We start from the raw sequence: 13,621 nt of genomic DNA on the forward strand, positions 1-13,621 counted from the left end.
GCTCGCATATGGACCCCCGCGCTTAGGGCTTCGAAGAAATCGCAGCATATGGTGCTGGGCTTGACAAAAATGTTCATAGCAACGATTCCCAGAGAGCTTATTTCCCCTGAAATCAAAGAAACTACCCTGTTTTCATGTGAAATACTTGAAATAAGGTTTCCTGAAATCGTTAGAAATTAAAAGTAGCGAAAACACTCCATATAAGGTTTCTACGAATCGTTAGAATTTTTCAAGGTGAAAAATGAGGATTTGTATGAGGCTCATCTCTGGCCGCGGCGAAATTGTTTTCATTTTCAGGTCTTAGCCACGGACGAATCAAGGTTAGTTTCGAATAGTGTGACTACGGCGAGGCTTGTGCTGAGCTTGGTTCAAGTAACTTGATTGGGATGGACTTGTACTGCGCTTGGTTCGAGTAACTTGAGTGGGATGGGCTTGTACTGCGCTTGGTTCGAGTGACTTGAGTGGGATGGACTTGTGCTGAGCTGGGTTCGAGTGACTTGAGTGGGATGGACTTGTACTGCGCTGGGTTCGAGTGACTTGAGTGGGATGGACTTGTGCTGAGCTGGGTTCGAGTGACTTGAGTGGGATGGACTTGTACCGGTTAGACGAGAAATGCTAGAGCTTCGGTTTCTACTTAGGCAGTGAAGAGTATAATGTTTGGTGCTGTTGAGGCTGTTGGATGCTGCTTGGCTCTGTTTGAGGCTGCTTAAGGCAGGCAACAGAATCGGTATTTCAACAGTAACTTTATTTAGAATATCAAGAAGGAGCCCGTCCATCACATCATGGCAGGCTCCTTCTTGATATGTTTATGGTGGAGATGCCACAGTGACATGTGACACACTTTCATGTGGTTGGCACGCAAGTTAACCGCATGTGCCTCACAATGCGTCGAGGATATCTCCAGCCAGCAACGATGAAGGGTGGCCGCGCAGCAGCGCTGCCCGTTCGGCGGCCTGCCCATGCAGGTATACGCCGAATGCGGCAGCCTGCTTTGCGTTCAGCCCTTGGGCGAGCAGACCGGCGATTATACCGGTCAACACGTCCCCCGCGCCACCCGTTGCCATGCCGGCGTGGCCGGTGGTGTTGATGTACGCCTCGCCGGAAGGCGTTGCGATGACCGTTCGGGCTCCTTTGAGCACAAGGGTCACGCCCTGCTCGCGGGCGTACCGTGCAGCGTGTCCGATTCGGTCACGCTGCACCTCGAGGGTCGACATGCCCAGCAGTCGACTCATCTCGCCAGGGTGCGGCGTAAGGATCGTCGCCGCACTGCGCTGGCCCCAGGCGCGTGGCCCATCCGGGCCTGCGTCTGCCAGCATGTTGAGGGCGTCCGCGTCAATGACGAGCGGGCGATCCGTGTGCTGCCACAGACTGTGCAGCCAGTCGGTGTCGCTCTGGAAGCGACCGAGCCCCGGGCCGGTCGCGAGCACGTCGCGGCTCTCCGCAAGGCGCAGCACAGCTGCGGCGGAGGCCGCGTTCCATTCGCCGCTGTTGCCATCGGCTACAGCGGCAAGCATAAGCTCGGGCACGGTGCCGATGACATGCGGCAGCAGTGCCGCGGGCAGCGCCCATGTGGCGAGCCCGCACCCTGCGCGGAGCGCGGCCTTGGCCGAGAGCAGGCCTGCGCCGCTCATCGGCATACTGCCTGCGGCCACCAATACGTGGCCGTAGGTGCCTTTATGGCCGTCCGGGTCCCGGAGACGGCCCGTGTCAACGCGCAGCGCATCACGCAGCACCTCGTCCGTCAGCAGACGGACCGAGGGGCCATGCTCCGGCGCAAGCCGCGCAGGAATGCCGATGGCGCGCACCACAATGCGCCCTGCGGCAGCTGCGCCCGGGTACTGCACCAGCCCGCGCTTGAGCAGCGCGAGGCATACGGTCACCCGGGCTCGAATGCAGGGCTCGTACACCTCCCCTGTGTCGGCATTCAGCCCGCTCGGAACATCGGCGGACACGACTGGCTTACCGCTGTCGTTCGCCGCCCGAATCAGCGCCGCATATGCTCCGCGCGGCGCCCCCCGCGAGCCGGTGCCCAGCATTGCATCCACGATGCCTGTGCACCGGCTGAAGTCCACGGCTTCACGCCCGTGGACAACGGCAGGCATGCCGAGCTTCGCAGCGGCATCCCTTTGCACGGCGGCTTCGCCCCGCAGTGCCTCAGGGGCATCGGCGTAAACAAGCGTTACGCCCAGCCCCGCTTCAACCAAATGGCGCGCCGCAACCAACCCGTCGCCGCCATTGTTGCCCTTGCCGATCAGCATGTACCAATGCTGATCACCGGGATGCCACATCATCAGCGCCGGATCGGCGAGGATGTCGCCCCCGCTGCCCACACGATCGCCAGGCCCTGTGTGCGCCCGGCCCGTCTCCATGACATCGCCGCGATCAGGTCGGCGATGTGATCCCTCACTACCTCCGCGCCGACTCTCCCGGCACAGCCGGATTACCTCTTCAGCAATAGCCCTTCCGGCATTCTCCATCAGGCTGACCGCAGGAATACCCAACTGTTGAATCGTATACTCGTCCACTGCCCTCATCTGCTCCGCCGTTACGATATACAACACTGTTCCCTCCTCAATAACCGCCTTTGACTTGCAGCCTTCCCCACATCATACGAATGGGTAATCTGACCAGAACGAGGTTATTTTACTCCACTGTCACAACATCCGTGCACCCAACAACCCGCCTCTCTACTCGTCCTTACATTCCCCCTACTCTAAACTTGCAATTCCATTATTCTCATCTTGCTTCCCGTTACATAATTTGTACTTACCTGCCATGCCTCTAAGGAAGAGAGTAAGGGAATGAATGCAGGTTTGAAAGTGGCGTTATGACAGCAGATAAACGGAAGGCTATACCCAGTACCCAGTAAGCTCAAGGATTGGATCATGAAAAGTAAGAAAAGATCGTACCCTTTCAAACCTCCTTAACCTCCCCTGTAAACGCCCACCTTACCTTGCCCACTATTACACGTCTCTTATATATCGACCTGCATTTCGGTCTGTCCTGCCAGCTTATTTATATGATCCTCTTCATACACGCGTTTACACACGTTTCACTCTTACAATTACTGATTCCACTCTCACGACCAGCTCACACATACCGGGGCTTCAACCAAACGGTCTCCCCTAATACCTAATATCCCACCGTAAAACGAGCCTGAACAAACTGCGGATCATCCAGCTCATCGACCAATGCTGCGGCAAAATCTCCAACCGAAATCGTGCTCTCTCCCAGATCATCTGTGATCACACGGTTCATGCCGATTCGGAATTGACCTGTTCTCCGCCCTGTCGTAATCGTTGCAGCTGGACTCATGTAGGTCCAGTGGATGTTGGACTCTTCCAGCAGCGTGTAAGCATCCGCATGAGCTTGTGCAAGCGGCTTCACTTCCTCCGGGAATCCCGGTGTATTCATCAGCATCTCGCCCGAATCAGTCAGCAGGCTTCCTGCTCCGCCCACCACAACCAGACGCCCCGCGTTTGCACGGCGTACACCTTCAATCAGGGAACGTGTCACCTCCAGCAGCTCCTCTTCCTCGCCAAACTTAGGCCCATAAGCGCTCACAACCGCCTCTTGCCCGGCTGAAAAATCAGCGACCTGATCCGGATTCAGCACATCTCCCTGCTCTACACGCAGGCGTTCATGGACCATCTCGACTTTGGAAGGGTTACGTACCACGGCCGTGACCTCATGCCCACGGTCCATCAATTCCCACAGAATCGTCTTGCCAATCTCTCCAGTTGCTCCAAAAATCGCTACCTTCATATTCATTCCCTCTCTTCTATAGATGTCATCTCATCTGATTCATACCGTTATTCTAATACTTAATCCAGTTGTTATATACCTTAAACGGCTCACGCCATCTTAAACCGTACTGACCTGCTTGTAAACTGCAAGTTCACCTTCCTTATTCCAGCCCACACCTTCGGGATATCTACACACCTGCTTTTCCTTTTACACCATATCACATCTTTTCCACGCCAAAAAAGCCGCATCAGCGGCTAACCTTTGTTTGACATTGCAATTGCTGCGCGTTCCTTGTGTCTCTAGTCTCCCTGCCTCCACCACATGCCCTCTGACTTGGGACTTGTATATTCAAAGCCAAACTGAGCGTATAAACGATCCGCAGGCACATCCGCCAGCAAACTGACCAACCCCCGCGGAGGTACGGCTTTACGCAAATAATCCATAATTTCGATCATGATGAGTTTTCCGTAGCCCTTGCCTTGCAGATCAGGATGCACCGCAATATCTACCACCTGAAAAAAACAGCCGCCATCTCCAATAACTCTCCCCATACCGATCAGAACATCTTCCTCTCGCAGACATACCGCGAATAAACTGCGCGGCAGCCCGATCTCTGCTCCCTCCCGGCTCATCGGACTAAGACCGGCCATCTGCCGCAGCGCCAAATATTCCACCGCAGCAGGCGGTGCATGTTCAATTTTCACCTCATCCATCCATTGGTCCCCTTTCTCCTGAAATCTCTTTTGATACACTGTTAAAATGTTATATCGTTCCATTCATACGCCTGTATAGCTTTCCATTATACAAGAAAATTTCCCGGGCTTTAATCGCTCAGGAGATTTATATTTGTTATTACAGCAATATTACGTCTCAAACCTCTCATCTTCAGCCTCCAAAACAAATTAAATTTCTGATCTCTTAACCTTATGCCAGGACTGCAATAGTAACATCGGTGGAATATAAGCCGGATCATCCTCTGATACAAGAAATCTTTTTCAGCAACTCATCCTGCACAAAATTGTCCAAGCTTGTTCAGTAGCATCTTTCTCGGACCGCCAGCCATCCCTTTTCTACGAGATCACGGGCGTCGTCATAGGAATATTCTTGTCCTTTGTTACATTCAATTTTTCAAGTGCAGCACCATCTGCTTGAATTCATCGACTTCCTGTGTAATAGTGAGAGAAAGCTTGCGTGGAACGTGTTTAATACGTCAAGTTGGTGGTAAAGGAGGAAACATTGTGTTTCAACATTGGTTGGATAACCTGTCGCCATATCCGGGTGCCGAAGCGGCACTGATCGGAATGATTGCCTTGCTTCTGGCAGCTTACCTGTGGTCGGCCAGTGAGGTCCGCAGAGGACAGGAACGACGAATACATCAGGTACGAGATACATTATACATAAGCACAGAACTTTTGGGACAACTCACCATCTGGGAACAGCGAAAATATGAAGCATCCGAACACGAACATCACACGCTGTTAAAAGCAATGCTGGCCTGCAAATCGGCCTCATGCCTCTCCCCGCAGCTTCAGGACCAGATTCGGGACTGCGTCAAAGACCACGATACTGCCAGACTTGCTCTTATGCATAAAGCGCTGGAACGTGAATGCACTGCTCTGTCAGAGGAACTTAGCCGGAATACCCACTCCGTACACTGGGGCGGATCACTCTGGACCATTATTCGCCCGGCTGCTGAACCTGCTGCACTCGCGGCCACTGCACTGCTGCTCGGAAGTTTCTTCAACAAGCTTCACAGAGAAGGTATACATCTGGATTCCTGGGAAGGACTTTTACCCTGGATGCAATCTGTCTCCCTCATGCTTACGATTGTATACGGCTATCTGCTCTGGGCCAGTCCAAGACGCGGAACATCCGGCACAATAATCAAATGGCTGTCGCTGCTGATTGCGCTGTGCTCACTGCTTCACCTGATCGGACTTGAGGCAGCCCCTTATGCTCTTGCATTGCAGCTAATTCTGTTTGCCTCCGGCTTCGGGTTAACCGGGTCACGTTCCCGCAGTGAACGTCCCTATGCCGGACATACCAGCAGCGAAGATATCAGCAACGATCATGAAGTTGCATCAACAATCGAATCTGTGGAAGAGGAAAACATATATCCAACCATTCCTCGCAGAGCCATATCAGGTTCCGACAAGTAACTCGCTTCATCCTTTATGCCGTGTGCTGCTCAAAGCGCACGGCGTTTTGCTGTGTAAAGACGGTTAATTGCAGTAAGGCGTCACTAGAGTTGATGCACCTTTGATTGGAAAGTGTGACTATGACTATTACGATGAATAGTGGTCACAGTAGTAGATGAAAGGAAACGGACACCCGAGAACGGGATTTCAGGCAGCGGGAGTGAAAGTGCTAATACAGAGGGCCACGAATTAGCTGGCGCTTTAAAAATTGGGGCTTCGGCTTTAGCACTGAAAGTAGCTGTGACAGTAGTTTTAACCAAAGCTTGCGGCCTTGGCACGACAGTTGCTTTAGTCTGGGAATTTGACTCCTTCACCACTAAAAGTAACTGTAGATGTAGGGTTTTCGCTCCTTTTAGCTTCGCCCTAACTCTGGCGACAGCTTTCTTTACTTCTAGCTTGGTCCTAACTTTCGCGCGGCTTTCACTACTTCTAGCTTCACCCTAACTTTCGCGAAAGCTTTCTCTACTTTTAGCCTCACCGTAACCTTGACGGTAGCTTTCACTACTTTTTAGCTCGACTCTAGCCTTGGCAGCTGCTTTCTTTACTTTTTAGCTTCGTCCTAACTCTCACGGTAGCCTTTAGCAGCTTCGACAGTTCTAGATGATTAGGCTACTTCAGTTCGAGGTTGTGCTTGAGCTATCGCTTCTTCATCAGCGCTAACGATTCCCACAGACCTTATTTTGCGATAAATCAGGCATGATCCATTTTAACGATTCCTAGTAACGTTATTTGGGCAATCTGAACAGAAAAACGCCCTAAATTACCATATTATGGTACAATAGCGTTGCTGTGAATCGTTAGATTTTTTCAGGGCTGTTTTTGGTCCATTTAACGTCTCTGGGATTCGTTAGCTGAATGATGATTCGAAGAGCTATGTGGAGCATCAGGAAATGTATCGGTAAACGTATCCATTCGAGCCCTCAACAGGAAATATTCAGCGTCCTCACAACAAAAAAAGGCTCTACTCTGGTCACGTCAGTGACTTGAAGTCCGGCCTTTTATCATCATCTGTCATATATTTCTGCCTGTTATTTTTCAGCGTTAAATATATCTACCACATTCGTTTAGGCTGATTTGGTTTGCTGCATCCTGTATGATCACTTGCCTTAACGTATTTAGTCGATGCATTTAGTTAACGCATTTAGTTCAATTCATCCAGTCAGGCTCATCTGGTTTGCTGTATGAAGTTTCTTGCTTGGTTTCATTTGGTTTGCTTCATTTGATTTGCTTCTTGGTTTGCTACATTGAGTTCATTTCATTCGATTTACTTCCTTGGCTTGCTGCATTGGGTTCGGTTCATTCGATCTTATTCCTTGGTTGCTGCTTCTTTACCCCTTGGCACTTGCGTTTGACCCACGAAGCGAAGAACGCGCGGAACTGCTTCGGGCAGCATTGCCCGATTTGGAGACGCCGCTTGAGGATGTATTCTCAAAACGCTTGCGCTCGGTTCGTTCCATCTGCACAATCTGTCCTTCGTGCACAACGATGTGCAGCGAGCCAAACTCCATGTCATTCAGTTGTCCGGCAATGCGGTCCATCCATACCTCATCCACTTTTAACGGCTTAGCCATAGAGCCGCCTCCCCTTCTCGGGTCATTACCCGCAATAATTGTTATCGTTTCAATCTAAGATTTATAATCCATTCTTATCCAACCTATATACTTGGTTTATACATTAGCAGGGCTTCCATTAGCTGTCAATCCGAATTTTTAAGAATATGAGCCAACATCTTTTTTTTGACATACTGTCATCCAGGTTAAAGCATCAGGCTAGGATTAAAGAGCATTGCGCCCCTTCTCTTCACTTTTCCGAGATGGCTTTATGTCCGAGCCAGCTTTTGAGCAGCAGCGTAGCCAAGGCCAGAATCAACAACAGCGATGCCACAGCAAAGGAAGCCGAAAACTGATATTCGTTATACAAAATTTCAACGTGCAGCGGCAGTGTGTTTGTTTCTCCACGGATATGCCCGGACACCACTGACACGGCTCCAAACTCCCCCATAGCACGAGCGTTGCACAAAATAATACCATATAACAAGCCCCATTTAATATTAGGCAGTGTTACACTCCAGAAGATGCGCCACCCGGAGGCTCCCAGCGTTACGGCCGCTTCCTCTTCCCGGGTGCCTTGATCCTCCATGAGCGGGATCAGCTCTCTCGCCACGAAAGGGAATGTTATAAACAACGTTGCAATCACAATGCCTGGCAGCGCGAAAATAATTTTGATATCATGCTCGGACAGCCATGGGCCAAACCATCCATTTGAACCAAACACCAGAACAAAGATCAGACCGCCTACAACAGGCGAAATTGAAAAGGGCAGGTCGATCAGTGTAATCAGCAGGCCTTTGCCTTTAAACTGAAATTTAGTAATCAGCCACGCGGCAGCTACACCAAAGATCGTATTCAATGGAACAGTGATCGCAGCGACGAGCAGGGTCAGCTTCAGTGCAGACCATGCATCCGGCTCAGTTAGCGCAGCGATATAGACACCCCAGCCCTGTTTCAAAGCTTCCATAAGCACAATGACGAGCGGAAGAATCAGCAGCCATAACAGGACGAGACTTGCCAGTCCGATGAGTGACCATTTTACCCATGGTGCTTCTGTGGTTGCACGGTTTGTACCATGGCTCCTTGTTACAGGTGGAACAGGATTCGGACTTAGAGGGACAGACCCTGCCATGTAATAGCCTCCTTCAGATTAGATGAGTGTGCCGTGGAGCGGCGGTATATCCCGTCCGGGCTGCTCTGAGCAGGCAAGCCGCACAACAGGACGTGAGGTTATTATGAAATGCTGTTGTTTTCTGCCCTAATCAGCTCTGATCTTCTCTTTTCTTTCATCTCATCCCTTTTCTTCTCCCCTGCCTTAATCACAATCACACTCTACCCGCCTTCCGGCTCCAGCGCTGCAGTGTGTTGATGATCAGCAGCAAGATAAATGAGATCAGCAAGAGCAATAAAGCAACAGCAGTAGCACCTGCATAATCAAACTGCTCCAGCTTGGACATGATGAGCAGCGGGGCAATTTCTGTTTTCATCGGCATATTGCCCGAAATAAACACAACCGATCCATACTCGCCTATACCCCTGGCAAAAGCTAATGCAAAGCCGGTCAACAGCGGCGGGATCAGATCAGGCAGCAGAATCGTACGAAATATTCTCCATCTCCCTGCACCGAGCGTCGCCGCAGCCTCCTCCACTTCAGCCTCAAGCTCCTCCAGAACGGGCTGCACCGTCCGTACGACAAACGGGATTCCGATGAACATCAGTGCTAAAGTTATACCCGCCTGAGAATATGCCAGCTTGATGCCCAGCGGCTCGAAAACCTGCCCGATCCAGCCATTTCCGGCGTAGATTGCCGTTAAAGCTACCCCGGCAACCGCTGTCGGCAGCGCAAAGGGCAGATCAATAACGGCATCAAATAACCTTTTGCCCGGAAAATGATAGCGAACCAGTACCCAGGCCAGTAACAGGCCCAGAAAAAGATCAATCAAAGCCGCTACGCCCGCTGTCAGAAAGCTGACCCGAAACGACGCCAGCACCCTTGGATTGGAGGCTACCTCCAGCATGGTTCCCCAGGTCAATCCCGTAGAGTTAAAAAGCAGTGCGGTCAGCGGTATCAATACGACCAGACTCAGATACAGCACGCTGTATCCCATCGACAACCCGAATCCCGGTAATGTACGTCCTGCTGCCCGGACCGCATTTCCCTTGCTCATGCCTATTCATCCTCTCTGCCGTCAGCCGGTAGGGCTGGTTGGCTGCGTACAGCGCAATTAGTGCTTTTTACTTTTTTGCTTTTTTGCTTTAGTAACTTTTGGTCCTGTCATTCCTTCTTCCGCTCCAGTCCCTGACTTGAGCAACGTTATCTAGCTTCCCGGTACGTAGATCTGATCAAAGATGCCTCCGTCATTGAAATGTTTGGCCTGAGTATCCCGCCACGTTCCGAATACATCTTTTAACGTAAACAGCTCCAGCTGCGGAAACTGATCCTTGAATTGAGCTTTCACGCTGTCCAGCGTAGGACGGTAGTAGTTTTTGGCTGCAATCGTCTGCCCTTCCTCACTGTAAAGGTACTTCAAATAAGCATCCGCCACGTCCCGGGTTCCTTTTTTGTCTGCATTTTTATCAACGATCGCTACAGGAGGCTCTGCCAGAATGCTGATCGAAGGCAGAACAATGTCGAATTTATCCGGCCCAAGCTCCTTTACCGACAGGAATGCCTCGTTCTCCCAAGCCAGCAGCACATCGCCAATACCTCGTTCCACAAATGTTGTCGTTGCCCCGCGTGCCCCCGAATCCAGCACAGGCGCATGCTTGAACAGCTCTGCCACGAACTGCTTTGCCTTCTCCTCATCGTTGTTGTTATGCTTCAGGGCGTAACCCCATGCCGCCAGATAGTTCCACCGCGCTCCGCCCGATGTCTTCGGGTTCGGTGTAATGACCTGGGTGTCTCCTTTGATCAGATCGTCCCAGTCCTTGATGCCCTTCGGATTGCCCTTGCGCACCAGGAACACAATTGTGGACGTGTACGGTGAGCTGTTATGCTCGTATTTATCCTGCCAGCCTGCGTTAATCAAACCTTTATCTTCAATCGCATCAATATCATAGCCGAGTGCCAGCGTCACCACATCTGCATCCAGTCCATCAATGACGGAACGGCTCTGTTTGCCCGAACCTCCATGAGACTGTTTAATGGTCACTTCCTGACCTTTCTCTTTCAGCCAATGCGCCGCAAATGCCTTGTTATATTCCTCATATAGTTCCCGTGTCGGGTCATAGGAGACGTTGAGCAGTTCAATCGCTTTGCCGCCTTCCTTCGTTCCATCTGTTCCTGTTCCCGTCGCCGCACCTGTTGTACTTGATCCTCCGCTATCCGATCCGCAAGCCGCCAGCACCCCTGTTAACACCAGTGCCAACCCAACCAGAATACCCTTATGAACTCTCTTTTTCATCAACGTACACTCCCCCCGATATAGATTTGCGTGATCAACTACAGGTCGGCAGAACAGCAGAACGCCCCGAAAAAAAGCAAAAAGACAGAGGAACCCCTGCACGCTCCCTCCTTCATCAAGTCATGCCGACCCCAAGGCCGTGTATGCTTCATCCGGTAAGATGCGCTGCGGTGTTCCTCCGTCCATACGGTGAGAACGTTATGCTGTTCAAATGTTCAAATTCATCATCTGTCTGTCATGACCGATTATGCAAAAACTCAGCCATTTTAAATTATTCCTACCTGTTTAGTAAGTTATATACGTATAATAAAGGCAGTCTATAGGACTGTCAAACCTTTTTTCCGCTTTTTACCGAATTTCCATTCAGAAGCTTTTTACCAAATTTCCATTTAAAAGCTTTTTACCGAATCCACCATTTTGAAAAAAAGAAGAACAACGAACCAGCACTCGTTGTTCTCTCCAGCGAAGCTCATCAAAACTTCGCTGTTCATATTTAAAGACTGGGAGCGGGCCGCTTCCCCCGCCTTTCCTTATCTGCCCGCGTACCGGATATTGGGCACCGGCGGCGGGTTCATGCCTTCACCCAGATAAAAGCCGGTGTGCGGCGGCTGATTGTAGGCTACATTTTGCCAGGCGATGCCAAGGCGGTATACCGGATCATGCATCAGGGTATAGATGCGTTTGTCTGTAAGGGCCGTTGTGGTGTATATTCGCAGAGCCGAGCTGTCATTCGTACGCCATACGACCTCCTCGCGCCAGTCTCCATAGAGATCGGCCTGCAAGCTTGGTGTTGATTTGGTGCCATTATTGGAGGATACGCCAGAAGCGGTCAGCAGGTTTATGGTTTTGCCGTTGGCATAATCCCATTTATCAATCCGATTGCTGTCCAGCAGTTCGCGCAGCAGATCGCCATCCCACCAGATGCCAAAGTTCGTGGAAGAAGGAAGCGTTGAACCCAGCTTCTGACCTTTGGCTGTGTACAGACTGCCGTCTGCCCACACTTCAGCACCTTTGTACCTTGGATCAATATCCGCTGCCATACCGCGCCCAATATCCTTTGTCGTTTTGATTCCCCAGATAAGCTGACCTGTGCCCGCATCGCGGAACGATATGCCTGCATTGGATGGGGTCTCATGAACCTGAAACACCTCCAGCCCCGGACGGTCCGGGTCCAGATCACTCAGATGCATCGCATCTCCATGTTTTAATCCGGTCGTATACAATCCTCTCCCGTTATCGTCCACAGCCATCGCGCCGTATACAATCTCGTCCCTGCCATCCCCGTCCACGTCAGCCACACTCAGATTATGGTTCCCTTGTCCGGCATACCCGGAATTACCGGAGGTGTTGGAGTCGAAGGTCCACAGCTTGGACAGCTGTCCATTCCGCCAGTTGTAAGCGACCAGCACCGTTCGCGTGTAATATCCACGGGCCATAACCAGACTCGGACGTTCACCGTCCAGATAAGCAATGGCTGCGAGAAAGCGATCGACCCGATTGCCGTAATTATCTCCCCAATCCGAGACATTGCCGCGTGCCGGTTCATAGTTTACCGTGGACATCGCTTTGCCCGTCTGTCCGTTGAAGACGGTCAGGAACTCCGGCCCGGATAGCACATATCCGCTCGAATTCCGGTAGTCCTTGCTGGCATCTCCAATCACCGTGCCTGTGCCATCGCGGGTGCCATCCGCTGTTTTCATCGCAACCTCGGCCTTGCCATCTCCATCGAGATCGTACACCATAAACTGAGTGTAATGAGCGCCTGCACGAATGTTTTTGCCCAGACTGATCCGCCACAGGCGAGTACCGTTTAATTTGTAGGCATCAATGAATACTTCGCCAGTATAACCGCTCTGTGAATTGTCCTTGGAGTTGGAAGGGTCCCACTTCACAATCAACTCATACTGACCATCACCATCCAGATCACCTGCACTCGCATCGTTAGCACTGTAAGTGTAGGCCACGCCATCCGGTGTCGTTCCACCAGCAGGAATTTGCAGCGGCACGGTCAAAACATTGCTGCCCCACACACTTGCAGCTGCAGACGCAGCCTGCTCCGTTCCGCCAACGACGGCACGAACCGTATATTTCGAATTGTTGGTCCCGCCCGCATCCTGAAGATTGGTGCTGCCTGTAATGGGCGATGCATTCACTTTCACACCATCCCGATACACATTGAAGGCCACATTGGACCCCTCCGTTCCGAGCAGCCTCCAGCTGACAAATACACCACTCCCTGTTTTTACCGCGACAACGCCGCGATCCAGAAATTCCATCTGCCTCGGACCCGCTGCATGTGCTTCAGGCATGTGATTCAAACCAGGCGAAATCACAAGCATCGCCGAGCCCAGAAGTGTCATGCCAATTGTCCGCCATGTGCGCTTCCATAACGAAAATTGTCCCATATTTCATTGCCTCCCCAATTGAATTGGTAAGCCCAATGCCCTGTAGCGCATCTAGAATGAGTAATATCGCAATATACCTTACAGCAGATTTGTGTAAGCGCTTTAATTACTTAATTATAAATTATTCATAAAATTCCATCTATAGGTAGATCGAAATTTCTAACGATTTCAGGAAACGCTATTTGGGTGATATTTCACCGTTTTAATTTTTAACGATCCCAGTGGAGCTAGAATAAAAAGTGGACACCCGTTAACGGACAGAAGGATAATAAGACTAACGGAGGTGTGTCCAGATGGGAGAACAACGGCAACGGTAT

General features: G+C 51.1%; 10 protein-coding genes. 2 read left to right on the forward strand and 8 right to left on the reverse strand.

Translation table 11 applies throughout. From position 1 onward, the window contains the following. Nucleotides 1–180, forward strand: a 180-nt coding sequence (locus tag HNR77_RS30035) for a hypothetical protein (protein ID WP_221444051.1), incomplete at its 5' end; no start/stop codon positions are given. A 698-nt stretch (nucleotides 181–878) separates the two neighbouring features. On the opposite strand, the gene HNR77_RS29595 is transcribed toward HNR77_RS30035, so the two are convergent. The 3 genes from HNR77_RS29595 to HNR77_RS29605 form a co-directional block, all read right to left on the reverse strand. Continuing rightward, a complete protein-coding gene (locus HNR77_RS29595; protein WP_184191617.1) occupies nucleotides 879–2,558 on the reverse strand; it encodes an NAD(P)H-hydrate dehydratase in 1,680 nt (559 codons plus the stop codon). Between the two features lie 574 nt (nucleotides 2,559–3,132). Continuing rightward, nucleotides 3,133–3,765, reverse strand: a complete 633-nt coding sequence (locus tag HNR77_RS29600) for an NAD(P)-dependent oxidoreductase (protein ID WP_184191620.1) — start codon at nucleotides 3,763–3,765, stop codon at nucleotides 3,133–3,135. A 281-nt stretch (nucleotides 3,766–4,046) separates the two neighbouring features. Further along, on the reverse strand, nucleotides 4,047–4,460 hold the full coding sequence (locus HNR77_RS29605; protein ID WP_184191623.1) for a GNAT family N-acetyltransferase: 414 nt from the start codon (nucleotides 4,458–4,460) through the stop codon (nucleotides 4,047–4,049). Between the two features lie 525 nt (nucleotides 4,461–4,985). Here HNR77_RS29605 and HNR77_RS29610 point away from each other — a divergent pair. Continuing rightward, a complete protein-coding gene (locus tag HNR77_RS29610; RefSeq protein WP_184191626.1) occupies nucleotides 4,986–5,906 on the forward strand; it encodes a hypothetical protein in 921 nt (306 codons plus the stop codon). A 1,367-nt stretch (nucleotides 5,907–7,273) separates the two neighbouring features. On the opposite strand, the gene HNR77_RS29615 is transcribed toward HNR77_RS29610, so the two are convergent. The 5 genes from HNR77_RS29615 to HNR77_RS29635 all read right to left on the reverse strand — a co-directional run bounded on the left by HNR77_RS29615 (nucleotide 7,274) and on the right by HNR77_RS29635 (nucleotide 13,238). Continuing rightward, nucleotides 7,274–7,516 (reverse strand): YezD family protein, encoded by a 243-nt coding sequence (locus HNR77_RS29615; protein WP_184191629.1) that lies wholly within the window; start codon nucleotides 7,514–7,516, stop codon nucleotides 7,274–7,276. Nucleotides 7,517–7,745: 229 nt separating this feature from the next. Continuing rightward, on the reverse strand, nucleotides 7,746–8,627 hold the full coding sequence (gene cysW / locus HNR77_RS29620; RefSeq protein WP_184191632.1) for a sulfate ABC transporter permease subunit CysW: 882 nt from the start codon (nucleotides 8,625–8,627) through the stop codon (nucleotides 7,746–7,748). Nucleotides 8,628–8,820: 193 nt separating this feature from the next. After that, nucleotides 8,821–9,663, reverse strand: coding sequence for a sulfate ABC transporter permease subunit CysT (gene cysT / locus HNR77_RS29625; protein ID WP_184191635.1), 843 nt, complete (start codon nucleotides 9,661–9,663; stop codon nucleotides 8,821–8,823). 150 nt (nucleotides 9,664–9,813) lie between these two features. Further along, nucleotides 9,814–10,899, reverse strand: coding sequence for a sulfate ABC transporter substrate-binding protein (locus tag HNR77_RS29630; RefSeq protein ID WP_184191638.1), 1,086 nt, complete (start codon nucleotides 10,897–10,899; stop codon nucleotides 9,814–9,816). 530 nt (nucleotides 10,900–11,429) lie between these two features. Then, nucleotides 11,430–13,238, reverse strand: a complete 1,809-nt coding sequence (locus HNR77_RS29635; protein WP_221444052.1) for a rhamnogalacturonan lyase — start codon at nucleotides 13,236–13,238, stop codon at nucleotides 11,430–11,432. Between the last annotated feature and the right edge of the window lie 383 nt (nucleotides 13,239–13,621).

It is taken from the genome of Paenibacillus sp. JGP012, from assembly GCF_014203995.1.
Classification (GTDB): Bacteria; Bacillota; Bacilli; order Paenibacillales; family Paenibacillaceae; genus Paenibacillus; species Paenibacillus silvae.

Excerpts from the sequence above, each read along its gene's own strand:
- HNR77_RS29600 (WP_184191620.1), bottom strand. The coding sequence starts at position 3,765 with ATGAAGGTAGCGATTTTTGGAGCAACTGGAGAGATTGGCAAGACGATT.
- cysT (WP_184191635.1), bottom strand. The coding sequence starts at position 9,663 with ATGAGCAAGGGAAATGCGGTCCGGGCAGCAGGACGTACATTACCGGGA.
- HNR77_RS29630 (WP_184191638.1), bottom strand. The coding sequence starts at position 10,899 with ATGAAAAAGAGAGTTCATAAGGGTATTCTGGTTGGGTTGGCACTGGTG.
- cysW (WP_184191632.1), bottom strand. The coding sequence starts at position 8,627 with ATGGCAGGGTCTGTCCCTCTAAGTCCGAATCCTGTTCCACCTGTAACA.
- HNR77_RS29635 (WP_221444052.1), bottom strand. The coding sequence starts at position 13,238 with ATGCTTGTGATTTCGCCTGGTTTGAATCACATGCCTGAAGCACATGCA.
- HNR77_RS29605 (WP_184191623.1), bottom strand. The coding sequence starts at position 4,460 with ATGGATGAGGTGAAAATTGAACATGCACCGCCTGCTGCGGTGGAATAT.
- HNR77_RS29615 (WP_184191629.1), bottom strand. The coding sequence starts at position 7,516 with ATGGCTAAGCCGTTAAAAGTGGATGAGGTATGGATGGACCGCATTGCC.